Annotated in this window: 21 protein-coding genes and 1 pseudogene; 8 read left to right on the forward strand and 14 right to left on the reverse strand. The window is 72.6% G+C overall.

What is annotated here, in order from left to right:
* A partial coding sequence (locus AB0G14_RS24660; RefSeq protein ID WP_357701140.1) for a helix-turn-helix transcriptional regulator occupies window positions 1-454 on the reverse strand: 454 nt, incomplete at its 3' end.
* Between the two features lie 306 nt (window positions 455-760).
* On the opposite strand from AB0G14_RS24660, the gene AB0G14_RS24665 reads away from it, so the two are divergent.
* Window positions 761-1,315 carry a hypothetical protein gene (locus AB0G14_RS24665; RefSeq protein ID WP_357701142.1) on the forward strand — a complete coding sequence of 185 codons (555 nt, stop codon included), beginning with the start codon at window positions 761-763 and terminating at the stop codon, window positions 1,313-1,315.
* A 15-nt stretch (window positions 1,316-1,330) separates the two neighbouring features.
* Here AB0G14_RS24665 and AB0G14_RS24670 read toward each other — a convergent pair whose 3' ends face one another.
* Window positions 1,331-1,873, reverse strand: coding sequence for a DUF5565 family protein (locus tag AB0G14_RS24670; RefSeq protein ID WP_357701144.1), 543 nt, complete (start codon window positions 1,871-1,873; stop codon window positions 1,331-1,333).
* A 295-nt stretch (window positions 1,874-2,168) separates the two neighbouring features.
* Here AB0G14_RS24670 and AB0G14_RS24675 point away from each other — a divergent pair, with 295 nt between their 5' ends.
* Window positions 2,169-2,570 carry a hypothetical protein gene (locus AB0G14_RS24675; RefSeq protein ID WP_357701146.1) on the forward strand — a complete coding sequence of 134 codons (402 nt, stop codon included), beginning with the start codon at window positions 2,169-2,171 and terminating at the stop codon, window positions 2,568-2,570.
* Window positions 2,571-2,836: 266 nt separating this feature from the next.
* On the opposite strand, the gene AB0G14_RS24680 is transcribed toward AB0G14_RS24675, so the two are convergent.
* Both AB0G14_RS24680 and AB0G14_RS24685 read right to left on the reverse strand, forming a co-directional pair.
* Window positions 2,837-4,240: a hypothetical protein gene (locus AB0G14_RS24680; RefSeq protein ID WP_357701148.1), complete on the reverse strand. Its 1,404-nt coding sequence runs from the start codon at window positions 4,238-4,240 to the stop codon at window positions 2,837-2,839.
* A complete protein-coding gene (locus AB0G14_RS24685) occupies window positions 4,230-4,829 on the reverse strand; it encodes a SigE family RNA polymerase sigma factor (protein WP_357701150.1) in 600 nt (199 codons plus the stop codon). Before AB0G14_RS24685 ends, AB0G14_RS24680 begins: the two co-directional genes overlap by 11 nt.
* Before the next feature lie 434 nt (window positions 4,830-5,263).
* On the opposite strand from AB0G14_RS24685, the gene AB0G14_RS24690 reads away from it, so the two are divergent.
* Window positions 5,264-7,696 (forward strand): M14 family metallopeptidase, encoded by a 2,433-nt coding sequence (locus tag AB0G14_RS24690; RefSeq protein ID WP_357701152.1) that lies wholly within the window; start codon window positions 5,264-5,266, stop codon window positions 7,694-7,696.
* A gap of 106 nt (window positions 7,697-7,802) precedes the next feature.
* Here AB0G14_RS24690 and AB0G14_RS24695 read toward each other — a convergent pair whose 3' ends face one another.
* From AB0G14_RS24695 to AB0G14_RS24705, 3 genes are all read right to left on the reverse strand, one after another.
* Window positions 7,803-9,761, reverse strand: a complete 1,959-nt coding sequence (locus AB0G14_RS24695) for a sialate O-acetylesterase (RefSeq protein ID WP_357701154.1) — start codon at window positions 9,759-9,761, stop codon at window positions 7,803-7,805.
* Between the two features lie 440 nt (window positions 9,762-10,201).
* Window positions 10,202-11,389 (reverse strand): DNA polymerase IV, encoded by a 1,188-nt coding sequence (gene dinB / locus AB0G14_RS24700; protein ID WP_357701156.1) that lies wholly within the window; start codon window positions 11,387-11,389, stop codon window positions 10,202-10,204.
* 175 nt (window positions 11,390-11,564) lie between these two features.
* The gene (locus AB0G14_RS24705) at window positions 11,565-12,530 is read right to left on the reverse strand and encodes an EamA family transporter (RefSeq protein WP_357701158.1); all 966 of its coding nucleotides are present in this window, start codon (window positions 12,528-12,530) and stop codon (window positions 11,565-11,567) included.
* Between the two features lie 69 nt (window positions 12,531-12,599).
* Here AB0G14_RS24705 and AB0G14_RS24710 point away from each other — a divergent pair, with 69 nt between their 5' ends.
* Window positions 12,600-13,481 carry a LysR family transcriptional regulator gene (locus AB0G14_RS24710; RefSeq protein WP_357701160.1) on the forward strand — a complete coding sequence of 294 codons (882 nt, stop codon included), beginning with the start codon at window positions 12,600-12,602 and terminating at the stop codon, window positions 13,479-13,481.
* A gap of 110 nt (window positions 13,482-13,591) precedes the next feature.
* Here the strand turns inward: AB0G14_RS24710 and AB0G14_RS24715 are convergent, their stop codons facing one another.
* The 3 genes from AB0G14_RS24715 to AB0G14_RS24725 form a co-directional block, all read right to left on the reverse strand.
* The gene (locus AB0G14_RS24715) at window positions 13,592-13,915 is read right to left on the reverse strand and encodes a hypothetical protein (protein ID WP_357701162.1); all 324 of its coding nucleotides are present in this window, start codon (window positions 13,913-13,915) and stop codon (window positions 13,592-13,594) included.
* Between the two features lie 68 nt (window positions 13,916-13,983).
* Window positions 13,984-14,508, reverse strand: a complete 525-nt coding sequence (locus tag AB0G14_RS24720) for an N-acetyltransferase (protein WP_357701164.1) — start codon at window positions 14,506-14,508, stop codon at window positions 13,984-13,986.
* A 57-nt stretch (window positions 14,509-14,565) separates the two neighbouring features.
* Window positions 14,566-14,961 carry a DUF2809 domain-containing protein gene (locus tag AB0G14_RS24725; RefSeq protein WP_357701166.1) on the reverse strand — a complete coding sequence of 132 codons (396 nt, stop codon included), beginning with the start codon at window positions 14,959-14,961 and terminating at the stop codon, window positions 14,566-14,568.
* Window positions 14,962-15,173: 212 nt separating this feature from the next.
* On the opposite strand from AB0G14_RS24725, the pseudogene AB0G14_RS24730 reads away from it, so the two are divergent.
* From AB0G14_RS24730 to AB0G14_RS24745, 4 genes and pseudogenes are all read left to right on the forward strand, one after another.
* Window positions 15,174-15,314: pseudogene (locus tag AB0G14_RS24730) on the forward strand (ATP-binding protein); the annotation flags it as partial.
* Between the two features lie 160 nt (window positions 15,315-15,474).
* The gene (locus tag AB0G14_RS24735) at window positions 15,475-16,410 is read left to right on the forward strand and encodes a hypothetical protein (RefSeq protein ID WP_357701168.1); all 936 of its coding nucleotides are present in this window, start codon (window positions 15,475-15,477) and stop codon (window positions 16,408-16,410) included.
* Window positions 16,411-16,588: 178 nt separating this feature from the next.
* Window positions 16,589-17,158 carry a hypothetical protein gene (locus AB0G14_RS24740; protein ID WP_357701170.1) on the forward strand — a complete coding sequence of 190 codons (570 nt, stop codon included), beginning with the start codon at window positions 16,589-16,591 and terminating at the stop codon, window positions 17,156-17,158.
* Window positions 17,159-17,346: 188 nt separating this feature from the next.
* Window positions 17,347-17,910 carry a GNAT family N-acetyltransferase gene (locus tag AB0G14_RS24745; protein ID WP_357701172.1) on the forward strand — a complete coding sequence of 188 codons (564 nt, stop codon included), beginning with the start codon at window positions 17,347-17,349 and terminating at the stop codon, window positions 17,908-17,910.
* Window positions 17,911-17,943: 33 nt separating this feature from the next.
* Here AB0G14_RS24745 and AB0G14_RS24750 read toward each other — a convergent pair whose 3' ends face one another.
* The 4 genes from AB0G14_RS24750 to AB0G14_RS24765 all read right to left on the reverse strand — a co-directional run bounded on the left by AB0G14_RS24750 (window position 17,944) and on the right by AB0G14_RS24765 (window position 23,842).
* A complete protein-coding gene (locus AB0G14_RS24750; RefSeq protein WP_357701174.1) occupies window positions 17,944-19,518 on the reverse strand; it encodes an FMN-binding glutamate synthase family protein in 1,575 nt (524 codons plus the stop codon).
* Between the two features lie 62 nt (window positions 19,519-19,580).
* Entirely contained in the window at window positions 19,581-20,801 is a 1,221-nt protein-coding gene (locus AB0G14_RS24755; RefSeq protein ID WP_357701176.1) for a GAF domain-containing SpoIIE family protein phosphatase, read from the reverse strand.
* Window positions 20,802-20,975: 174 nt separating this feature from the next.
* Complete coding sequence (locus tag AB0G14_RS24760) at window positions 20,976-23,126, reverse strand: glycogen debranching N-terminal domain-containing protein (RefSeq protein ID WP_357701178.1); 2,151 nt, start codon at window positions 23,124-23,126, stop codon at window positions 20,976-20,978.
* A 302-nt stretch (window positions 23,127-23,428) separates the two neighbouring features.
* On the reverse strand, window positions 23,429-23,842 hold the full coding sequence (locus AB0G14_RS24765; RefSeq protein WP_357701180.1) for a VOC family protein: 414 nt from the start codon (window positions 23,840-23,842) through the stop codon (window positions 23,429-23,431).
* Between the last annotated feature and the right edge of the window lie 70 nt (window positions 23,843-23,912).

Raw genomic sequence — 23,912 nt, forward strand, 5'->3', positions numbered from 1 at the left:
TCCTGGTGACAGTTCCGGGGGACAGACCGATCTGTCGCTGGAACCGGAGCTCGAGGTTGCGCCGGCTGACGCCGAGCTCGTCGGCCAACGCGCTGATCCGGAGCCGATCCGCCGATTGCTGGAGTCGCCACCAGGCACGTATCGTCAGCCCGTCCGGCCCCATGTCCGCGGCGAGCCGAGCGGTCAGGAAGTCGTCCAGCACCGCGAACCACGCCGGCCGGTCCGGTGCCTCCCCGAGCCGCTCGGCCAGCTCCACCTCCGGGCGGCCGAAGACGTCCGCCAGCCGGAAGGTGCCGCCGGCCAGCTCCCGCATCGGCACGCCGAGGAGCGCGGTCACTCCGGCCGGCGTCAGGCCGATCGAGACGCCGTCGCCCCAAGCGGTCTGCTCGTAGACGACGGGGTCACCTCGGGGCCCGGTGATCACCCTGCTCGGCCCGGCGAAGTCGACGATCATCGTGGCCAGGTTCATCGGTAGGGCCCGGTGCCGTACGGCTGCTCCCGAACCTGAACGGAAGCCCGCGTAACCCACGACATACGGCCGCAGTCGCGGATGCGGGAGGCAGGCGATCGTCTCGCACGGCTCGGGATGAACCCGCACCGGTACGGAGTGCACGTGGCTCATATCAGCCATCATCCACGCGCCGGGGACTGGTACGGGTCGCAGTGGCGCATCGATCACACCCCGACGCGGCCGTCCTCGCGCCTGTTCTCGTGCTGCCCCGCCGGCACGGACGGCCGGTTGCGCGGTTACCCTGCGGCGGTGGTGGTCGGTGAGGACGGGGAGCGGTTGGCGGCGTCGCTGGCTGACGGGCTCGACGCGGTCTCCTTCACCGACCTGACGACGGACCAGGTCACCGCCCGACTGATCGACGCGGTGGTCGACTGGGCGGAACAGCGGGGCTGGCGGGTCTACCGGCGGGCGTCCAGCGTGCTGCCGCTGCCACCGCCGATGTCCGCACAGCAGTCGGTGCTCGACGTGGCCTGTGCCCGCCCGGACGGCCCGCCGGTCGTCGTCGAGGTCGATCACGGTACGCGCCGCCGCACGTGGGAGAAGCTGCTCGCCGAAGCCGACGCGGGGCGGATCCCGCTGTGGGTGCGGTGGGGTACCGGCCGGTTCACGGCACCGCCTCCGCCGATCCGGATGGTGACCTGCGAGGTGAACCGGCGACCGGACCCGACTGGCCGGGGCAGGGTGCACAGCCGCTCGCCGCGAGCGGACAAGCTGCCGCCGGCGCACTCCGCCGTGCGGGTGGGAGTGGTCGCCGCCGTCGAACTGCCGCTGCCGCCGCCGGAGTCACCCGACGTCGAGGACTGAGAGGGGCCGGCCGGCTCAGGCGAAGTCGCGGTGCTTCAACTTCGCCCTCCGGCCGTCCGGGTGGTGCCAGACGATGCCCTCGTACTGAGGGTGCGCCAGCAGCCAGTCACGCAGGCCGGCCAGGTCGCGCGGCACGTCCAGCCTCTCCGCGTCGCCGTGCGGTACGAGTTCGTGGCCCCGCACGCCCTCGGGGTTCCCGTTGATCTTCGGGCCGATCAGCTCGTAGGTGCCGGCGCGGCGCCGCTCGGGCGAGCGGGCGAGAGCCTCGGCGTGGTACCTCGCGTACGGCGACTGCTCGATTGGTTCCCAACCCACGGTCTTGCCCATGACCTCGTCCGTCATCACCGGCCGGTAGCCCGGCGGCCGCGTCCGTCCAGGCCGCACCTCGCGCCGTGCCCACCAGGTGCCGTCATCGTCGAGCATCACGCAGGTGCCGTCGTACTTGCGCGTCGGCGTTCCCTCGCCGTCGAGGACCCACTGGCAGGCGGGGTTGGCCTCGGGCAGGACGCGCTTGCGGTCGTCCGGGTCGCGGCGGAACAGCGTGGGGATCTTGTTCACGCCCGCATGGTCTCACCAGTGCAAAACGGATATCAGCTCGTGTTGCCGGCGGGACTGGCGCAGTGCCGGGCGCTGCCGGTGCGCGCGGCCGTCAGCACCCTGCTCCACCTTCTCCGGCGCCTGCGCCACCGATCCGGCTGCCCGCGCCGCCCCGGATCCTGGTGATGATCCACTGTGGGATCATGGCGGCTCATGCGTGATCTCGGCGCCGGAGCATTTGGGGGACTGTGTGCGCGGACCAGCGCGACGACTGACCATCTCGATCATCTCCGTCATCTCCGCCACTGTTGCGGCGGTGGGGTTCGCTTCACCCGCTCAGGCCGCGACGAACCCGTTCACCGCGGCGCAGGCGTGCAACAACGACTTCGGTGGCTCGTGGGCGTACGCCGGTGACGGCCACCGGTCGATCTACGCGCCGGATGGCACCAGGGTTGGCGACGTCTACCTGATGTACAACAGCGCCACCGCGTACAACTGTGTCGCCACCCTCAAGCGGGTGGCTGTCGGCTCGACGACCGGGGTTTCCGCCGGGATCCGGGTGGAGGGTGGTTCCTGGGTCTACGACTCCGGAAACTTCAAGTACTACGCCGCGATCCAACGCTCTGCCCGTGACAAGTGCGTGATGTACAGCGGCGAGGTCCTGTACGGCACCAGTTGGCAGGGCGCTGGCCGGTACAGCTGGGGCAACTGCGGCTGAGCTGCCCTCAGCCCGGATCCACCGGTGGACGCTGACCGGCCCCGGCCGCGTGACTCGTACGCCACGGCCGCTCAGCAGGCCAGCGAGGAACCGGTCCCACCGCCGGAGACCATCCGGCGGTGGGACCGGACCGACCGCCCCGTGTCGGTGGTCCGGTCGCGGGCCGCCCGACCAGGGGCGGATCGTTGTCCGGCCGCACGGAGCACTTCACCGGGAACCGCGTGCCCGGCCCGTCCCGGCCGGGGCACGCGGCCAACGGGCGGTCGTCACCTCGCCCATACAGTCGGTTCACCGAGCTGGCCGGTGTCGGCGCCGAGGGCCGGTGTGGCCTCCGTCCGCAGGACCCGGCCGCTCGTGTCGAGGATGTTCACCGTGGCCACCTGGCGGGGATCGACGCGTACCGTGCCCGCACCGGCTTCCAGCCGACCGCTCGCGATCGTGCGCCCCTTGCCGTCGAGCAACTCGGCGCGGACCGCCGACTCCGGCCCGACGACCAGCACGCCGCCTGTCTCACCGGGCACCTGGACGGCTACCAGGTCAGGAAGCCCGGTGGCGGTCCGGTAGGTGACCGGTGCCCCCGACTCCGCTCGCTGCGGCAGATCGGTCTCGGTCACGAGCAGGGCGGCGCAGCCGCCGTCAGGCGAGCAGGAACTCGCCAACGCGGCCACTGGCGCGCCAGGAACCCAGTCGGGTAGCCGTCCGCTCCAGATCACCTGGGGCGCCGGCCCGGTGAGCCCGTGGCCATCGAGCACGTCTTGCAGGGCGCGTACGGCGGTGGTGGCGAGCGTGGTTTCCGCTGAGCCGCGCGCGCCGGTGGTGGAACCCGGCGGTGCCTTCCCCGTCGGGCTGGCCATGCCCAGTCCGCCACCGCCCGGACCGGCGTATCGCACGACGCCGTCGCAGGTGAACCGCCACCGTTCGGCCACCTGGCCCGCCCCCCGGACCACGAAACCATCGGTGTTCTCCGCCTGCCAGCTTCGGGCGACCGATCCGTCCGGCTGGATCCGGCCGTCGGCGGAGGTTTCGACGCGGCACCCGGCCGGTGCCAGCCCGACGGTGAGGTCGGTGAGATGGCGGCCGGCCACCGGAGACAGCCGGCCGAGGAAGACGATCGGCTCCAGGGGCTGCGGTTCGTCCGGGGTGCCGGTCTTGTCCAGCAGTTCCGGCACGGACGCACCGGCATCACCGAGTCCATGGCGCAGCAATGCGTGCGAGTCGTTCAGGAAGGCCACCACCACCACCGTCCGGGCTCCCGGTGCGTCGTGTGCGAGCAGCACCTTCACCTCGTCCAGCGCCGGGTCGACCAGCAGGTGGGCGCGAGCCGACCGGTACTGCTGCTCGATGTCCGCGATCAGCGCCGGGTCGCCGGCGAGGTTGCCCCGGGTCGGCGAGTCCAACAACCGCCGCACCATCGGCTCGTCGATCCGGCTCGCCGGCTGGTACGTTCCCATCGCGGGTGGCGGCGACGCGGCGTCGGTGCCTGCCGGGGGGCCGGCCGCACCGAACATCGGCAGCGCCACCGCCACCGCCGCCAGGCCGGCCACGCCCGCCGCGGCCATCCGCCGCTGCCGGCGCCGCCGGACGCGGACCAGCAACCGGTGATACGGGTCGGGGCGCGGCAGGACCGGATCGGCGAGCCGGGTCAACGCCTCCTTGATCTCATCGGGCATCGTTCGCACCTCTCCAGCTAGTGGCGGCGGGCACCACGACCGTCGGTGACGGGCCGGGTGGCAGCGGCTCTTGATCGCCCGGCCGTGACGACCCTGCCGAGGGCGTCGGCAGCACCGCCCGCAGCCGGGCGATCCCGCGGGACGCGAGACTCTTCACCGTGCCGACCGAGCAACCGAGCGTCTGGGCGGTCTGCGCCTCGGTGAGGTCCTCCCAGTAGCGCAGCACCAACACCGCCCGCATCCGGGGTGGCAGACCGTGCAAGGCGGCGCGCACCTCTTCGCGTACCACGACGTCGTCCGCCACGTCCCGGCTTCGCCCCCGGTCGTCGTGCAGCCGCCAGGCACCGGTCACTCCGGCCAGGAACTCCCGGGAACCGAACCGGTGCCACAGGCTGACCCGCTCGTTGACCATGATCCGGCGGACGTATGCCATCGGTTCGTCCACGTGCCGCCACCGTCGCATCGCCCGCATCAGCGCGTTCTGCACCAGGTCTTCGGCGGCGTGCCGTGAACCGGTCAGCAGGTACGCGGTCCGCAGCAGATCCGCATACCGGATCTCGACGAACTCGCGGAAACCGTCATCCGCCACGTACACCCTCCAGCCCTACGTGGGCATCATCGACGAGAAGATGACCCTGGGACGCCGGAAAAGGTTGACCGGCGGCCCACGGCGCCTGTTCCCGCCCGCTCGGGTGCCGGGGACCAGTGGTGGCCCGGACTGCCGAGGCGAACCCCGGGGCTTACCGGAGGTATTGACAGATCACTTTGGGCGCACTGAGGATTGGCCCAGTCCACCGACCGTCACCGGAGCAGCCTCCCGTCTATCAGCCTGACGACGTTTCCGCAGCTCGGCGATGCGGCCAGCGTCGGTCCGCCGCAACCGGACAGCACCACACCTTCCTTCCACCGTGTCGTGGCGCCGCAGGCGTGGCGCGCGACCGACGGGGCGGAGCCGCGTACCCCGGGCGGGCCCCTCGGCCATCTCGTTCGGTCACCCGTGCCGACGAACAGAAGGGTCGACAGATGCGTGATCCCCTAGGTCCCCGGTGGCGACGCCGCCTTCCCCTCCCCGCCGTGCTGGCCGGGGCCGTGGCCGTGGTGCTGCTGGTCAGCCCGGCCTCGGCCACCGCGCCGTCCGTCGCCCCCGCCGTCGACCTGGTCCGGGTCGGCGACGAGGAGGCGAACGTCGTCGAGGTGCTGCTCGCCGGCACCGCACAGCTGGACGCCCTCGTCGCCACCGGCGTCGACCTCGACCACCACGTCGCCCACACCGAGAACGGCGTCGTCGCGCACGCGGTCGTCACGGCCGGCGAGGCGGCGGCGCTGACCGAGGCCGGCTTCACACTCGGCAAGGTGCTGCACCGGCCCGCCGACGCGCGGGAGCGGGTGGCGGAACGCGAGGCGACCATCGCCGGCCACGTGGCCGAGAACCGGCAGTTCGCCGCCGCCGCGGGCGACCCGAGCGCCCCGGACGCCTCCGACGTCAAGATCATCCGGGCGGACTGGTACACCTCCGGGACCAGCCAGATCCTCTCCGTCGAGGCGAAGTGGACGCAGGGCCAGACGGCCGCGACCCCCCTCACCGTCGAGCGGGACAGCGGCCCCGGCACCGAGTTCGGCTCCGGAGGGACGCAGACCATCTCCCGGTTCGTCGACGCCGGCGTCTACCTGTACCACCGGGGCGCCGCCACGGTGACCAGCCGCCCCGACCGCATCCGGATCACCAGCCCGACCGGCGACGTGGCCGTCGCGCAGGTGCGGGAGTGGCTGCCGACCCCGGGCACCGGCCCCGAGGGACCGGGCTACCAGAAGGACTTCGTCACCAGCTACCTGACGCCCACCGAGCTGTACGCGCGGATCCACCAGCTGGCCGCCGAGTTCCCGCGGCTCGCCGAGGTCGTGGAGCTGCCCTACAAGACCAACGGCTACCGGCGGCACGCGCAGGCGGTGCTCGGCACCGCCACCGCCAGCCGCGTCGCGGTGGACTCCCTCGCCTGGGGCCACGAGGGCGGCAACGCCATCTCCGTGGAGCTCGCCGACCCGGGCGCGGCGAACACGCCGCTGTCGGTGACCGTCACCGGCTCCGCGGTACGGGTCACCCTGGGCACCGACGGCGCCGGCGCGGTGACCAGCACCGCCGCCCAGGTCGTCGCGGCGCTCAACGCCGGTGCCGGGGCGCTGCTGCGGGCGTACACCTATCGGGGCAGCGGGGGAACCGGCGTGGTCGCGCCGGCGCCGCGGACCCCGCTCAGCGACGGCCTCAGCGCGCCCGCCAGCGTCTCCCGCGACCCGCACCCGGTGTACGCGATCCGGATCGGCAAGCACCGCGACGGCTCGAAGCTCGGCGTGCTCGCCTATGCCCAGGAGCACGCCCGCGAGTGGGTGCCGCCGCTGGTCACCATCGAGACCGCCGAACGGCTGCTGCGCAACTACGCCCACGACGGCCAGACCAAGCAGCTGCTGGACAACCTCGACATCTGGATCGCCCCGTCGGTCAACCCCGACGGCGGGCACTACTCGTTCTACGACTTCAACTCCCAGCGCAAGAACATGACCAACCACTGCCCGTCGACCGGGGCCGCCGACTTCCTGGCCCGCAACTCGTGGGGCGTGGACAACAACCGCAACTACACCGAGTACAGCCTCTTCGACGGCTACTCCGGCGCGTCGTCGAGCTGCACCAGCGGCACCTACGCCGGCCCGAGCGAGCTGTCCGAGCCGGAGAACCGCAACGTCGACTGGCTGGCCGCCCGCCCGAACATCAGGTTCTCGATGAACCTGCACTCGTCGGGCAACTACTTCATGTGGTCGCCGGGGGCGTACGCGCTGCCCGACCGGGTCTCCGCGCCGCGGCCGACCCTGGCCGAGGAGTCGGCGTTCTGGGGCGCGTCGTCGCGGATCCTGGCCGCCATCAAGCGGCACCGCAACATGGCGGTCACCCCGGCGCGTACCGGCCCGATCTCCGACGTGCTCTACTCGGCGGCCGGCAACTCCGGGGACATGCTCTGGTACAAGTACGGCATCTACGCCTGGAACTTCGAGGTCGGCACCTCGTTCCAGCCGGAGTGGGACGAGGCGCACGACGAGACCATGGAGTTCGCCAATGGCCTCGTCGAGCTGATGCGGGTGGCCCGTGACTTCGCCAAGGACAACAGCCGGCCGCGCAGCACGCTGGCGGTCGCGCCGAGTTCGACGCCGGGCATGGTGAACGTGACGTTCTCCACGAGCGAGCCGGCGGCCGTCTTCTACACCCTCGACCGTGGCGCCCCGACGTACGCGTCGACCCTCTACGGCTCCGCCGGCGTCCGCGAGGGCGGGGAGACGCTGACCGTCCCGGCGGGCACCACCGTCCACTGGTTCTCGGTGGACTCGGCGGGCAACGTCGAGAACAACTACCGCCCCGACGGCAACGGCACGAACTACCGCAGGGGCACCGCCGTCCTGTCGGCCGACTGAGGGTCCTCCGACCGGTGCCGACGGCCCGGCGGGCCCCTGCCGCGGGGCCGGAACGGCGCGAACCACCTCGGGTGGTCCGCGCCGTTCCCGCCCCGCCGGCCGCCGGTCAGTCGATCGGCAGGTTGTGGAAGGTGAGCAGCCCACTGCCCGTCGCGTTGACGATCCACGGCCCGGCGCGCAGGTGGCTCAGGTAACTCACCCCGGTCGCCCCGTCAGCCGGCGCGGAGAGCGTCAGTACCAGCCGACCGCCCGGCCGGTATTCGACGCCGGTGACCGTCGCCGTGCTGCCGTTGACCCGGAAGTCGGCCGCGGCACCAGGATCGACGACCAGCGGGTCGTCGCTGCGCAGCTGCACCGTCACCTCGGTGCGCTCGGCGTTGGAGAAGGTCGCGCTGCGCGGGTTGGGTGGTGCCACCCCGGCACTGGGGCCGTGATACAGGTCGCGGGCCACCACGGCGAACGTGTGGTCGCCCATCTCCCGGTAGCCCTGTTCCCAGGCGTAGTGGCACCCGTCGTGGCCGGACAGGCCGTTCGTGGACAGCAGGGTGACGCCGAGCGTGTCACCCATCTGCCGCTGCGCCTCCCGCAGCGCCCCGGTGGTGCTGTTGCCGCAGGGGGAGGTGCGGACCTGGTAGACGAAGTACCGGGCGCCGTCGCCGCCGCGGGTGCCGATCTCGCTGCGCCAGTCGGTGAGCAGCGCGGTGAACCCGGAGACGTGGACGGCGGCGTTGTCGTTGTCGGACTCGCCCTGATACCAGAGGAGACCGCGCACGTCGGCCTGGACTCCGGCGGCGACCAGTCGTTGCCGCAGCCGTCCGTAGTTGGTGCCGATGGCGTCGGGGTCGGCGTCGTCGCGCTGGAAGAACGAGATGGGTCGGCCGCCGTGGCCGCCGTTGACGAGGGCGACCGGGACGCCGTAGGTGTCGACGATCCGGCGGGCCATGCGAATGCCCCACTGGCCGACGGAACCGGGCTGGTTGGTGACCTCGCTGGCGGCGTAGTTCCAGCTGCGTTCCGCCGCGGACAGCACCGGCTCCGCGGTGGGCGAGCCGTAGCTGCGGATGAACGGCGACTCCTCGCCGGCGGACGAACCCCGGTACACGGCGGAGACGGCGTTGGACTGGCCCTGGATGACGTAGACGTCCCCGGCCAGGACGCCCTCCCACAGGCCGGCCCGGCGGGTGACGCCGGCGCCGAGCGCGCGTAGCTCGAACCGGTACTCGCGTAGCGCGGCGTCGATGCGGGGGCTGAAGGAGAAGTCGCGCCGGTCGGTGACCTCCGCGAGGTAGGTCCACTCGTCCTCGCCGCTCGTCACCTTCAGCTGTACCGCCTTGACCCGCGGATCGGTGACCGTCCCGGACACGGGCACCGTTGCCGCGTTCGAGGCGTCCCGTGGGTACAACTGGCGGTCCTGCGGGTGCTGGTCGAGGGCGAGCACGGAAGGCCGGGCGTACACGGTGAGCCGGCGCTGCGTGAAGGTGCCCGCGTTCCCCGCGAAGGTCCAGTCCGGGTGCCCGCTGGGCGCGGGGCCGATACCGAGCGAGAGCGGCGCCCCGGAGGAGGTGAAGGTGTTGACCGCGAGCACCGTGCGGGGCGTCACGGACGACGGGCGGGTGGCGCCGACCTGGTGCACCTGGAACGACCCGTACCCGCCGGACGGGTTGACGGTGTCGTCGGCGTCGTAGACGCTCGGCGAGGCGCCGGCGATCTGGCGGGACCCTCCGCTGCTGTAGGTGTGGGGCCACATCTCCACGTGACCGGCCAGGTCGGTGCCGGTGGTGACGCCCGGGACGTTCGACGCGACCTCCAGGTCGCTGACCCGCTGTCGGATGATCTCCCCGGTGCGGGTCGGCAGGCCGAGCCGGCCGGCGTCGGTGGTGAACGGCGCCATCGCCGTCCACACCCACTGCGGGCCCGCCGGAGTAGTCAGCTCCAGGCAGTATCCGACCCGGTCGAAGCCGGCGGCCACCTCGGCGGTGCGGTCGAAGGCGTACGGCGGCGTCTGGTTCAACCAGCTGGCCCGTTCGGGCAGGTCCAGCGCGAGGACGGGAGTGAAGTCGGCCATGCCGTTGACGTTGGCGGCGCACGAGGTGCCGTCGATCGGCCTGGAGCTGACAGGATCGGGTGCGGCGCCGGCGGCAGGCGGCTGCCCGAACGCCACTGCGACGGTGGACAGGAGGAGGCCTACTGCGGCGATGGCGGCACGGCGCGTGTCGCGTGTCCGCCGGGAACGGGGTGGACGGGGCATGACTCGGACCTCCAGCAGGTCGGGTAGGTCGGGTCCGCCGGATCGGCGTGGGTCATGCCTAGCTATCAATATTCATCGGCCGCAATGCACATGCGATGAGCGGTGGGATCGCCGCGGCGGGAGCGCATGTCACGGCGATGAACGGGTGACCGGTCGCCGGGTGTCGCTGCCTCGCCTCGGCCAGATGCGAGACGACGGCGGTCACCGGCGGCATCGGGGACCACCGTCACGACCACTGCTTTCTCCGCCGCCGTCGATCAGTCCGGCAGCAGCGGCATCTCCAGGCCCGGCTCGCGGCCCAGCAGCACCGCCCGGGTGAGCGCCGCCGACCCGAACCGGTCGCGTACCGCGTCCACCGCCGCGTCCAGGTCCGCCCCCGGGTCGCGGTCGAACGGCAGCGGCGGCTGCACGGGGGAGTCGTCCAGGTTGCCCACCGACACGCCGATCAGCGTCACGCCGCGCCGCTCGATCTCCGGTAGCGCCGCCCGCAGCAGCGCGCGCGTCGCGCCGAGCAGCGGCGTCGTGTCGGCGGTCGCCTTGGCCACCGTGTGCGAGCGGGTCGCGCGGGTGTAGTCGCCGAACCGCAGCCGCAGCGTCACCGTCCGCCCCGCCCGCGCCGCCGCCCGCATCCGCCGGGTCACCCGGTCGACCAGGCCGGCGAGGATCGCCTCCAACTCGGCGGGGGAGTGCGGGACGGGACCCAGGGCGTGCTGCGCGCCCATCGACCCACGGCGGCGGCCGACCTGCACCGGCCGGGGGTCGCGGTTGTGCGCCAGGGCGTGCAGGTGCCGGCCGGCCCCCGCGCCGAGCAGCGAGACCAGCGTCGCCTCGCCGAGCCGGGCGACCTGCCCGACGGTGCGGACGCCCCGCTCGCGCAGCTTCCCCGCGGTCACCGGCCCGACCCCCCACAGCCGCTCCACCGGCAGTGGGTGCAGGAAGGCCAGTTCCTCGTCCGGCGGCACGACCAGCAGGCCGTCGGGCTTCGCGACGCCGCTGGCCACCTTGGCGAGGAACTTCGTCCGGGCCACGCCCACGGTGATCGGCAGGCCGACCCGCGCGCGCACCTCCCGGCGCAGCCGGGCGGCGATGTCGGCGGGCGGCCCGACCAGCCGCCGCAGGCCGCCGACGTCGAGGAACGCCTCGTCGATGGAGAGGCCCTCGACGACCGGGGTGGTCTGCCGGAAGATCTCGAACACGGCGCGGCTGGCCGCCGTGTAGGCCGCCATCCTCGGCGGCACGACGACGGCCTCCGGGCAGAGCAGGCGGGCCTGCCGGCCGCCCATCGCGCTGCGTACGCCCCGGGCCTTCGCCTCGTAGCTGCACGCCAGGACCACGCCGCCGCCGACGATCACCGGCCGGCCCCGCAGGCGCGGGTCGTCGCGCTGCTCGACCGACGCGTAGAACGCGTCCAGGTCGGCGTGCAGGATGCGGGCCTCGCGCGACACGAACACATGTTCGCACGGAGCGGGTCGGCATCGGCGCTGACCTGCCCGGACAATGCTGGGCGGCGCCCGCCGCGACGGCGAGGCCGAGCGGCACGCGCCCGCCGCCGCACGCCTCGCCACCCCTCCCTCTGCAAGCGTTGGAGCTTGCTTCCCGGGTCGACACCAACCGGGCTGTTCAGTCGCGGTTGCCGGCGCGGTCCCCCCGACCGGTCCGGGCACGAGTCGTCGCGCCGTGCCGTGCCTTGGCTGTCGAGGCGGTCTGGACGGCCAGGGCGTTGGCCGTCACGATGGTGGCGATGCCGAGCCACTCGTGTGGTTTCAGTATCTGGCCGAGGAGGACGAGGCCGGCGAGCGCGGCCAGTACCGGGTGGATGCTCATGAACACGCCGAAGAAGCGGGCCGGCACGGTACGCAGCGCGACCAGGTCGGCGGCGTAGGGCACCACCGAGCTGAGGATGCCCGCACCGACGGCGTAGAGGATCGCGGTGCCGGCCAGTCGTCCCTGCGCGAGCAGGGTGGCCGCGACCGGCAGGTAGAGCAGCGCGGACACCAGGGTCGCCGCCGCCGGTGCCTGCAACCCCGGCAGGCGGGCCCCGACGAGCCGGTTGAGCAGGATGTACGCCGCCCAGCACGCCGCCGCGAGCAGGCCGAGCCCCACTCCGAGGTGGTCGCTGGCCGGGCCCGGCAGGACCAGGACGTACACGCCGACACAGGCGCCCGCCGCACAGAGCAGGTCGAGCCGGGTTCGGGAACCGGCCAGGGCGACGGCGAGCGGGCCGAGGAACTCCAGGGTGACGGCCAGGCCGAGCCCGATCCGGTCGATCGCGGTGTAGAGGCTGAGGTTCATCGTGGCGAAGACCAGCCCGAGCAGCAGGGTCGGCCACCATTGGGCCCAGGTGAAGCGACGCAGGTTCGGGCGCACGGTCGGCAGTAGCACCGACGCCGCGACGAACTGCCGCACGGCGACGACCCCGGCGGGCCCGAGGGTGGCGAACGCGTGCGCCCCCACGGCCGCCCCGACCTGGTTGCTCGTCGCGCTTGCGGTCATCGTGGCGATCCCGTGCAGCAGCGGCCCACGGTCGTCGCCGGTCGGTCGGCGGGGGCCCTGAGCAGCAACTTCACCTGCCGTCTTCACGGTCATGACGGCAGTGTCGACGCGCGCCGACCAATACCAGAAATGCACCAGCCGCCAGAGTTATACGCTCGGCGTATGGATGTGCAGCTGCGTCAGCTCCGCACGCTCGTCGCGGTGGTCGACGCCGGAACCTTCACCGACGCGGCGGCTGTCCTGGGGGTCTCCCAAGCGGCGGTCTCGCGTTCCGTCAGCGCCCTGGAGGCGGCGCTCGGCGCTCGCCTGCTCCAGCGAACGACCCGGCACGTCTCGCTCACCGGCACCGGCACCCGCGTCGTCGCCGCCGCGCGCCGGGTGCTCGACGAGGTCGCCCACCTGCGACGGATCGTCGAGGAATCCCGCACCGAGCTGCGCGTCGGCTACGCCTGGGCGGCGCTGGGCAAACACACCAGACGACTGCAGAAGACCTGGGCCGCCGCCCACCCCCAGGTGCCGCTGGTGTTCGTCCAGTCCAACACCCCGACCGCCGGGCTCAGCGAGGGCACGGCCGACGTCGCCGTGATCCGCCGGCACCTGGTCGATCCCCGCTTCGAGACCGCACTGCTCGGCGTGGAAACCCGCTACGCCGCCGTGGCCACCGACAACCCGCTGGCCCGGCGACGATCGGTACGCACCGCCGACCTGGCCAGATACCCCGTCGCCATCGACAGCCGAACCGGCACCACCACACCCGCACTGTTCCAGCCGGGCGCCGAACCCGCGACCATCCGCACCACCCACGGCGTCGACGAGTGGCTCACCCTCATCGCCGCCGGCCAGGCGGTCGGCATCACCTCCGAGGCCACCGCCAACCAGAACCCCAGGCCAGGGGTGGCGTACCGCGCCGTCCGCGACGCCCAGCCGATACCGGTCTGGCTGGCCTGGTGGAAGGACGACCCACCCGCCCACCTCACCGAACTCGTCAACCTGGCCTGCGAAACCTACCGGGCGGTCCAACCCCGGCAGGACCGCCCCGCGTAGTGGAGGGCGCCGCCCATGACAACATCCCGCGCCCGCCAATCCCACTGCCGGCGAAGACCTGACCACCACGCCAGCCGACAGGGCGGGTGACGTGGAGGTGTGCGGAACTGTCAGGCGGCGCGCGGGGCAGCGACGATCGGGAGCAGGCCGCGAGGGGCGGGCCGGTCGATCTCGCCGGTCTGCTCCACGGCCGAGGCGGCACGGGGGCGGGCCGGTGCGGCGCCCTGCGCGGGCCCGTCCGGGGCGGGGGCGGTGATGTCGGTGAGCAGCGACAGCAGCCTCGGCAGGTCGGCGGCGGCCAGCCGGAAGGACCCCCGGCACACCGTGCCCGACCACAGGGACAGCACCACGGCGCCCCGCTCGGGATGCCAGCTCACCCGCATCGTCCGGTCGCTGCCGCGCAGGTCGGTGAACAGGTCACCGAAGCTCGGCATCGGTAACACCTCTCCCATCCGTCAATAATGCCGGACGATCGGCAGGCGGCAAAGGCCGTCGGGGCCGCCTACAAGTCGTCGAAGGGGCGGGCGTAGGTGAACTCGCCCCGGATCGACGGCCGCCAGGCGCTCATCGGACGCGCCATGAAGTACCGCGGCCCCCACGGCTGCGGTGGGGTGACGCCGAGGTCGACGGCCGGGCCGAACCCGAAGCGGGGGTAGTAGTCGGGGTGGCCGAGGAGCACCACCAGCGGCTCGTCGAGCGCGTCGGCCGCGCCGAGCACCGCGTGCATCAGCGCGGAGCCGACCCCGCGCCGCTGCCAGGCCGGCAACACGCCGAGCGGCCCCAGCCCCAGCGCGACCGGCTCGCCGGCCACCCGGCCCCGGGTGCACACCACGTGCCCCACGACCTGCCCGTCGTCGTCGGTCGCGACGAGGGAGAAGGCGGGCAGCCACCCGGCGTCCGCCCGCAGCGCGTCCACCAGCCCGGCCTCCACCGGTACGGCGTCCGGCTTGTCGGGGTCGGCGAAGGCGGCGAGGTGCACCGCCCGGACGGCGTCGATGTCGGCGGGGGTCTCGCGTCTGATCAGCACTGCGCCACGATAGGCGGGGCGGGCCTCCCGGCGCCCCCGATTATCGGCGCCGACCGTTCAGTCCGCGCGCCGGCGGGTGTGGCGCACGAGCTGCGCCAGCGCCACCAGCGGCAGCACTCCGACGGGGTACCAGGCGAGGTCGACCGGGTCGAACTGGACGCCGAGCACGAGCCGGGCCACCAGGCTGCGCGCCGACAGCGCCGCCGGGATGCCGGTCAGCTGCGACACCTCGACCGCCCAGCAGAAGGCGACCGCCACCGCGCCCGCCGACAACGGCGCCGTGCGCGGCCGGAGGAACAGCACCCCGGCCCAGACCATGGACCCGTACAGGGCGGTGCCGGAGTGCTGTTCGAGGCCGCCGCCGGCCGTCGCGCGGATGACGAGGGCGACCGCGAGGAACACGGCCGCCGCCGCGAGCATCAGGATCCGGCACCGCCGAGGAGTGATCGACATTCCGGCGATGCTAGGCGGTGTTTGACCGGAGACCTCGTGGCCACCCACAGCGGTGACGAGGCGATTCGACCCTCTGCAGAAGGAATCGCCGGGCGGAGTCGAGCCGAGCCCGGCCGATCACGCCCTGGGCCGTTCGCGGGGTGGCTGGGCGCAAGCGACCAAAGCGTTGCCGCATCCTGGCAGTGTGGGGGCACGCAGGGGCACAAGACACTGCTCACCTCGGCACCCTCGACTTCGCGGCGTCGAAGGAGAACGTCGTCTTCTTGGGCCCGCCCGGCACCGGCAAGACTCACCTGTCCATCGGCCTCGGGATTCGAGCCTGTCAGGCCGGAGTGGCCTATAGGACCACTGCATCCACAACTCTTGACAATTGTTCGATCCTGCACCGGTGCGCATCCGGGTGCCAGTGGTCGTGCCGCTGAGAGAGCCCCGCCTCGGCGATCGAATTCCAACGAAGTTGGGCTGGCACGTCGGTCACGAGTCCCGCCTTCGGGTCGGCTACCGTCCTGCGCCATGACGCAATTTCGTGTGCGATCCCGGTACCGGGATGGGCTTGTGCTGGCCTACGAGATTTCTGTCGGCTCAGCGCCGGTGTCGGACGTGGTGCCCGCAGGGACCTTTCCCGTTGGGGCGCACATGGAGTTGGACGACCATGCCGTAGCACCCGACCTGAGCCGCGCGGTGTACGCGATGCCCGACCACGTGACGTGTATCGACCGTACCGGACGGAGGCTGTGGCAGCTCGACTTCATCCCCGCTGCGGCACCGTGGCCCATCGTCCATAGCTGCTGCGCCTACTCCTTGGACGGAATGATCGTGTGGGTGTTCCGACCTGACGCGACGGCGCGCGGTACCGGCGCCGATCAGTGGTTGGCCGTCGACGCGGGTACCGGCCGGGTGATGGCGCAGGTGGACTTGTGTTCGGCCGGTCACGGGGGCAGGCACTTCGCCCATCCAGACGGTAGGCACATGCTGCTGAATGTGGGGGAAGGGCAGGATGGCTCGCTGATCTACCGGGGTCGCTTCGAGAACGGTCGGATCGAGCTGACCGAGTATCCGTGGCCGCATCGGGTCCTTGTCGACGTAGCGCCGGGCGGCCGCCATTTCATGACCGTGGACCACGATCAGCATGACGCCGCTTTCCATGCGTATCCCGACGGCGTAGTCGTCGCGCGAGTAACGGCGGAGTCGCTCGGCCATGATGCCGACGGCGTGTTCGTCGAGTGGGTTGGTGGCTACCTCGGCGACGACACCGCCGTTGTGACCGTCATCGGCGAGGCCGACGATGAGGAGGAGTGGTTCGAGCGGTACATCGTCGACCCGCGAACCGGCGAGGTCCGAGGGCAGATGGCACCGTTCTCTGCTGAACAGTACGACTTCGAACCGCTCGGCGACGGCTCTTGGCTCACCACCGCCGACGGCCATCGCCTTCAGCGCCACGCCCGTTGACGGAGCGAGCCGGTCGGTAGGGCTTCGTAGTCGCGGGCCGCCCCAGCGTGAAGGGATCGCAGCCCATCGGTGATCGTCTGAGTGTTAAGAGGTCGCACAGATAGGCGCGGAGGCTGGCGTTGGTCATGCACGACAACGGCACAACAACGGTACGGTCCGCCGCCCGGCAGTTGATAGCGTGATCGTCGTGGCAGAGCTGGAAGAGCTGGTCCTGACCCCCGGCGAGCGGGTTCGGGGGGTCCGAGTCGACAGTGTGATGTTCACGATGGACTGGACTGGTGAGGATTACCCAGGCCAGCTGGCGGCGTTCGTGGCTGGTCGGGTACGGGCCTTCGGGGCAGAGCCGACAGACGTCGACACCAACGTCCTCTACCACGCGGCCGAGGCCGACCCGACTCTGCGCCGCGGTGATTTCCCGGTCCGCCAGCTCGATCATCTGTCCGGTGTGCTGGCAGATCTCGGCTGCACGCTCGTGGTACGGGACAACGGCACCGACACCTACGAGGTACTGGTGGCGCTGACCGGTGAGCGTGAGTTGACCGGGTTGATGCACCAGGGCCTCCCGGTGCGGGCCTGGGACTCGGAACCCGAAGAGACCCTGGTCAGCCTGGACTGCCCGAACTGCTCGGAGATGCTGGTCTGGCAACTGTCGGCGACCCAGACCCTGGCCGACGAGCGCTGCGACTGTGGAGCCGTGTTGTTCGACGCCACTGGCCGCCCACTGCCCAACGTCACTCTCCACGACTGAGCCGTTCGGTGCCCCTGGCCTACGGCGCAAATTCGGCCGGGCCGCCCAAGATCGTCGACGATCTGGACGAACTCCTCGCGTTTTGCGACTGCAGCGGTGCGGTATGCGCCAGGTCGGCCCGGGCCGCCTGCCTCTGGCTCTGTCGAAACGGTCCGGACCGAACGGGCCGGATCCCGTACGCTCCGGCCGTGTTCACCCCGATTCGCGCGCGCCGGCTCACCCTCCGGCCGGTCACGATGGACGACCTCGACGACGTGTACGCGTACCAGCGCCGGCCCGACGTGTGCCGCTGGATGCTCGGCAACGAGCCGCGCAGCCGCGAGCAGTCGCGGGAGTCGGTGGCGACGATGACCCGCGAGGACGGGCTGCGTGCCGAGGGCGACATCCTGACCTTGGCCGCCGAGCTGGACGGGCGGGTGACCGGCACCGTCGAGCTGGTCTGGCGGAGCCAGGCCGACGGCACCGCCGAGATCGGTTACGTCTTCAACCCGGAGTTCTCAGGCCGGGGGCTGGCCACCGAGGCCGTGGCGGCGCTGCTGGGATGGGGCTTCGAGGAGTTCGGCCTGCACCGCGTTTACGGCCGGTGCCACGCCGGCAACGAGGCGTCGGCCCGGCTGATGACCCGGCTGGGGATGCGGTGCGAGGCGCGGCATGTCGAGAGCTACCTGTTCCGTGGCGAGTGGGCCGACCGGCTCGTGTTCGCGATGTTGGCCCGGGAATGGCGGTCGCGATCGGCGGTGCTCCGTGGCTGACGTTGGAGTCCGTGACGCGCGGCTGACAGGCGATCACGGCATCGCGGTTGGCGAGGGCGGGGCGCTGCCGCCCTGCGGCGCCTCCGCCGTCATCAGGCGTACGATCTCCGCCCGGTCGGCGGCGGATGGCAGGCCCCAGCCGGGACGGTACCCGTACACCTCGTGCAGCGGGTGGGAGGCGGTGCGGCCGTCGAGGACCTCGATGGCGTCGGTGTCGATCAGGCCCGGGTGCTCGACGCCGCACGCCTCGGCGACCTTGACCAGGTCCCGCCGCAGGGTCCTGACGTAGTTGGCCGCGCGGACCGACTTCCGGGTCGGGTCGAGGCCCCGGGCGAGCCACTGGTTCTGCGTGGCGACCCCGGTGGGGCACGTGTCGGTGTGGCACTTCTGGGCCTGGATGCAGCCGATCGCCAGCATCGCCTCCCGGCCGACGTTGACCATGTCGCAGCCCAGCGCGAACGCCACCACGGCGTTGTCGGGCAGGCCGAGCTTGCCGGCGCCGACGAAGACCACCTGCTCGTGCAGGTCGCGTTCGGCGAAGACCCTGTAGACCCGGGTGAAGCCCTGCTGGAACGGCAGCGACACCGAGTCGGTGAAGATCAACGGCGCGGCGCCCGTGCCGCCCTCGCCGCCGTCGACGGTGACGAAGTCGACCCCGCGCCCGGTGTCGCGCATCAGGGTGGCCAGCTCCTCCCAGAAGCCGAGGTCGCCCACCGCGGCCTTGATGCCCACCGGCAGGCCGGTCTCGGCGGTGAGCAGCTCCACCCAGTCGAGCAGGCTGTCGCAGTCGGAGAACTCGGCGTGCCGGGACGGGCTCACGCAGTCCCGCCCCGGCGCGATGCCCCGGGTCGCGGCGATCTCTGCGGAGACCTTGGCGGCCGGCAGCAGGCCACCGAGGCTGGGCTTGGCGCCCTGGCTGAGCTTGACCTCCAGCGCCCGTACGGGCGCCCCGGCGACGAGGTCCCTGAGCCGGTCGAGGCTGAACCGGCCCTGCTCGTCGCGGCAGCCGAAGTACGCCGTGCCGATCTGGAAGACCAGGTCACCGCCCTTGCGGTGGTACGGGGACAGCCCACCCTCGCCGGTGTTCTGCAGGCAGCCCGCCAGCGCCGCGCCCCGGTTGAGGGCCTCCACGGCGTTGCCGGAGAGCGATCCGAAGCTCATCCCGGAGATGTTCACCACCGACTCGGGCCGGAAGGCGTGGGCCCGGCCCCGGGCGGCGCCGAGCACCTTCGCGCACGGCAGCCGCACGTCGTGCCCGGCACCCGGAGCGGACGGCGGTACGGCGCGGCCGAAGGTGCGGTGCTTGATGATCGGATAGCCGGGGGTGAACTCGATGTCGTTGTCGGTGCCGAAGCCGAAGTAGTTGTTCTGCTGCTTCGCCGACGCGTACACCCAGCGGCGCTGGTCGCGGGTGAACGGGCGTTCCTCGTTGTTGCCCGCGACGATGTACTGGCGCAGCTCCGGCCCGATCGACTCGAGCAGGTAGCGGGCCCGGCCGAGGACCGGGAAGTTGCGCAGCAACGCGTGGTCGCGCTGGATCAGGTCGCGCGCGGCGAGGGCCGCGACGGCGGCGACGGCGGCGGGTACGGCTCGACTTGCCCACTTCATGCCCGCCACTCTTTCCGCGATCGCCCTCCGCCAAACGGGCTGGCGGCGCGGACCCGGCCGGATCAGCCGTGCGTCGGCTGCCGACGGACGACCAGCAGGGCGATGTCGTCGGTCGGTTGCTCGACGCCGAGGGCCGCCATGACGGTGCGGCAGACCTCCTCGGGAGGGTCCGGCCGGACCGCGTCGACGAGCTGCTGGACACCGACGTCGATGACCTCGTCGCGGCGTTCGACGAGCCCGTCGGTGAAGCAGGCCAGGACGGCCCCCGGCGGAAGGTCCACCTCGGTCTGCCGGCGGGCGGGCGGGCGGCGACCCGTGCCGAGCGGAGGGTCGACGGGGACCGGGACCAGGGCGCCCGGCCGGCCCGGCACGGCGAGGACGGGTTGCAGGTGCCCGGCGCTGGAGATCCGGATCCTGCCCCTGTCGGGGGAGACCATGACGTAGAGGGCCGTCGTCAGGCTGCCGGCCTCGAAGTGGGAGACCTTCCGGTCCAGCAGCGCCAACGCCTCCGCCGGATCGTCGCTGACCAGCGCGTACGCGCGCAGCGCGCTGCGGACGCGCCCCATCACCACGGCCGACTGCAGGCCGTGCCCCGACACGTCGCCGATCACCAGCCCCAGCCAGCCCGACGGCAGGCTGAAGACGTCGTACCAGTCCCCGCCGACGCCGGCGACGTGACCGGGCACGTACCGGGCGGCCATGGCCAGACCGGGCACCTCGGGCAGCTGGTTGGGCAGCAGGCTGCGCTGCAGGGCGAGGGCGGCGGTCTGCGCCAGGTTGTTCGCCCGGGCGAAATGGGCGAGGCTGGCCCGGTCGGCGACCAGCTCCAGCAGGCGGACGTCGTCGGCGGTGAACTGGCGGTGACGCAGCGTGCCGACGTGCAGCACGCCGATGAGCTCACCGCGGGCGAATATCGGCACGCCCAGCAGCGACCTCAGGCCCATCGCCAGCAGGACGGGGTTGACCACCGCGTCGGGGGTGACCTCCTCGATGACCACCGGCCGTCGGGTCAGCGCGATCCGGCCGGCGAAACCCCGGCCGACCGAGACGCGGAAGCCTCGCCGGACCTCCTCCTCGAGACCCTTGGCGGCGGTGGCCACGAGCTGCTGGGCGTGCGCGTCCAGCAGCAGGATGGCCGCGGTGTCGACGCCGAGCAGATCCCGGACGCGATCGAGCAGCTCGTCGAAGAGGTCGGCCGCGTCGAGCCGGGACAGGGCGGCGTCGGTCACCGCCTCGAGACGGCGTAACCGCTCGTCGTCCTGGATGAGCCCCGCGTCGGCCACGACAGGATCCTAGTCCCGCTGGCTGGTTCCGCCGCTATCCGACCTGCGCCGACAGCAGCGCGTACGGTGCGGGACGCCGGTCGGACAGTGGCGACCGCGAGGGTCGTCCCGAAACCGGCCCGTTCGGGCGTTTCGAGCCGGCGGAGGCGCCGGCGGTCCCGGATGCGCGGCCGGTCAGGGGCGGTGCCGGCGGGCGGACATCGCCTGGAGCGTGGGCCGGCGCACCACCGCGATCCGGTCGCCGCGGGCGCGCAGCGACGTACGCCCGCCGCGTCCACGCCGGACGGTCAGGTCGACGGTGCGCCCGCCGACCTGCACGCCCTCGAGGACGAGGTCCGGCAGCCACTCGGGCAGGTGCGGGTCGACGAAGATCGTCCGCAGCGGCGCGGCCGGGCGCAGCGCCAGCAGCGCCTGGGTGAGCGCGACGACCGCGCTGGCGGACCAGGCCTGCGGGGAGCACGAGTTCGGGTAGACGCCGGGGTGCGGGTGCGCGTCGTCGCGCGGCAGGCCGCTGAGCACCTCCGGCAGGCGGTGCTCGGTGAAGAGCGCCGCCGCGGCGAACATCCCCTCAGCGAGGCGGTGCAGGTGCTCCCAGCAGCCGTACCGGGCCAGCCCGAGGCCGATCGTGCCCGCCTCCACGGGCCAGACGCTGCCCCGGTGGTAGCTGAACGGGTTGTACGCCGGGTGTGCCGACGACAGGGTGCGCACCCCCCAGCCGCTGAACATGTCGTCGGCCAGCAGCCGGTCGGCGACCAGGGGAGCGAGCCGGGCCGGCACGATCCCGGTGGCGAGCAGGTGACCGTCGTTGGAGTTGACCGAACGCACCTGCCGCTTGTCCGGGTCGAGCGCCATGGCGTGACAGCCCCGCTCGGGCATCCAGAAGGCGCGGTGGAAGCGGCGGCGAAGGACCGTGGCCCGGCGGAGCAGCCGGGCGCCGAGCGCGGGGTGACCGGCCGCGGCGAACACCACGGCGGCGTGCCGCAGCGCGGCGTACCAGTACGCCTGCAACTCGCTGGTCGCGATCGGGTTGGGCACCACCTCGCCGCGCTCGTCGACGATCGCGGTGTCCGAGTCCTTCCAGCCCTGGTTCTTCAGCCCGGCCCGGGACCGGCAGTGGTATTCGAGGAAGCCGTCCCGGTCGGGGTCGCCGTACCGGTCGATCCAGTCCAGCGCGCGGCGCGCGACCGGCAGCAGGTCCCGCACCGTGTCGAGATCCCCCGTCCACGCGAAGTACTGCCCGAGGAAGATCAGGAAGTCCGGCGCGGTCGACCAGTCGCCGTAGTAGCCGCTGAACGGGTCGAGCCCGAGCGCGGACACCGGGCCCCGGCGGGCCTCGTGCAACGGCTTGCCGGGCTCCTCGTCGCGCCAGTCGTCGATGCGCCGCCCGAGGTGGCCGGCGTTGAGCCGCAGGCTGTCCGCCAGCATCGTCGGCCCGGCGAGCAGGGCCTGCCACGACGCGGTCATCGTGTCGCGGCCGAAGATCTCCTGGTAGATCGGCAGGCCGGCCATCGGCGCCGTCGGCCCGGCCGGCTCACCCAGCGGCAGCACCGCCAGGTCGTCGACCGCGCACCGCCAGGCCGCCGTGACGTCGAAGTTGCTGCTGCTCAGCCGGGTCAGTTCCCGGGCGAGGTGGGCGCGGGCGCGGGCCGCGTCGTCGCCCGGCTCGGCGAAGGTCGGCGGCGGCGCGGCGAGACGCCGTCCCGCGAAGATCGGCTCGACCACGAGTTCCACCCGGCCCGACCCCCGGGGCGGCACCGCGACCGCGACCAGGACGGCGTCGTCCACGTACCGGACGGGCGAATCCGCGTGTACGCCGATCGCCACCGCCCGGTCGAGGCCGTCGCACCGGTAGGTCAGGCGCAGCTCGCGGTCGTCGGGGTGCCAGCTCGCGTCGACCGCGCCCGACTGCACCCGGCGGCCGGTCTCGGCCTCGCTGGTGTCGGCGAAGTCGGCGGCGAGATCGATCCGCAGTTCCAGTTCCAGCGGCACCGGGGCGTAGCTGACCACGGTCAGCCGGGTGCGCAGCCCCTCGCCGACGAAGCGCTCCACCAGGAGGTAGGCCGCGCGGGAGGGCAGTGTCTCACCGTCGCCGAGTGCCGCGTACGAGAGCTGGGCGTGGCCGGCCACGTTGGCCGTGCTGAACGGCACCGGCTCGCGGCCGTCCACGGCGAGGCGCTCCGTGCTGAGCACCCGGGTGTTGCGCGCGAAGAAGCCCTGCGGGTCGGCGCCGGTGATCCGGCCGCGCACGTCGGTGACCAGCGTGCTCCAGCCGCTCGCCACGTAGAGCAGATCCGGTCGGACCCGCAGGTTCCGGACGCCGCTCATCGGTCCGGCGGCCGGCGTGGCACCGGCGTCCGGGGCGGCCGCGGCCGGCGGGACCTCCTGCGGCCGGAGAGGGTCCCGCCGGGGCGGGCGGCCGGCGGGCGCGGCGGCGTCGCGCGGGCGGCGGGGGTCCCGGCGGCAGGCGCGCTCGGCGGCGTCGACGGCATCGGTGCACCCCCTGACCGGCGGCTGCGGGCCCGGGCGCGCCGGTGCGCGCCGCGGACCCGTCGGACAGCGGTCGGTACCCGGTCGCGCCGCCGGTACACCTCCGGCCGGCCCGCCGGGCCGCGGGAGCGCTCCCGAGGTCAGCGCTGGGGCTGGCCGATGTCCACCATCCATCTGGTGCCGAAGCGGTCGACGCACATGCCGAACTCGTCGCCCCACATCTGCTTCTCCAGCGGCATGGTCACCGTGCCGCCGTCGGCGAGCTTCTCCCAGTAGCCGCGCAGCTCGTCGGCGTCGTCGCCGCTGAGGCTGACGGCGACGTTGTTGCCCGGATCGTGCTCCATCCCCGGCGCGGTGTCCGAGGCCATCAGGGTGTAGCCCCGGTCGGTCTCCAACATCGCATGCATGATCTTGTCGGTCAGCGCGGGATCGTCGGTGCCGAACTCGCCGAAGGTGCTCATCGACAGCGAGCCGCCGAACACACGCTGGTAGAACTCCATCGCCTCCCGTGCGGTGCCCGGAAAGCTGATGTACGGGTTGAGCCGAGACGCCACAGCACCCTCCTCCGGTCGTGAAGGCGTCATCGTCGCAGATCAGGGGCCGGATGTGGACGAGGCGCGCCCA

The organism is Micromonospora sp. NPDC023814 (genome assembly GCF_040639595.1).
Lineage (GTDB): Bacteria > Actinomycetota > Actinomycetes > Mycobacteriales > Micromonosporaceae > Micromonospora.

What these genes read in the sequence shown, in the direction of transcription:
- AB0G14_RS24725 (WP_357701166.1), bottom strand. Translation starts at nt 14,961, where the DNA reads ATGTCGATCACTCCTCGGCGGTGCCGGATCCTGATGCTCGCGGCGGCG.
- AB0G14_RS24705 (WP_357701158.1), bottom strand. Translation starts at nt 12,530, where the DNA reads ATGACCGTGAAGACGGCAGGTGAAGTTGCTGCTCAGGGCCCCCGCCGA.
- AB0G14_RS24760 (WP_357701178.1), bottom strand. Translation starts at nt 23,126, where the DNA reads ATGAGCGGCGTCCGGAACCTGCGGGTCCGACCGGATCTGCTCTACGTG.
- AB0G14_RS24710 (WP_357701160.1), top strand. Translation starts at nt 12,600, where the DNA reads ATGGATGTGCAGCTGCGTCAGCTCCGCACGCTCGTCGCGGTGGTCGAC.
- AB0G14_RS24715 (WP_357701162.1), bottom strand. Translation starts at nt 13,915, where the DNA reads ATGCCGAGCTTCGGTGACCTGTTCACCGACCTGCGCGGCAGCGACCGG.
- AB0G14_RS24695 (WP_357701154.1), bottom strand. Translation starts at nt 9,761, where the DNA reads ATGGCCGACTTCACTCCCGTCCTCGCGCTGGACCTGCCCGAACGGGCC.
- AB0G14_RS24735 (WP_357701168.1), top strand. Translation starts at nt 15,475, where the DNA reads ATGACGCAATTTCGTGTGCGATCCCGGTACCGGGATGGGCTTGTGCTG.
- AB0G14_RS24680 (WP_357701148.1), bottom strand. Translation starts at nt 4,240, where the DNA reads ATGCCCGATGAGATCAAGGAGGCGTTGACCCGGCTCGCCGATCCGGTC.
- AB0G14_RS24690 (WP_357701152.1), top strand. Translation starts at nt 5,264, where the DNA reads ATGCGTGATCCCCTAGGTCCCCGGTGGCGACGCCGCCTTCCCCTCCCC.
- AB0G14_RS24750 (WP_357701174.1), bottom strand. Translation starts at nt 19,518, where the DNA reads ATGAAGTGGGCAAGTCGAGCCGTACCCGCCGCCGTCGCCGCCGTCGCG.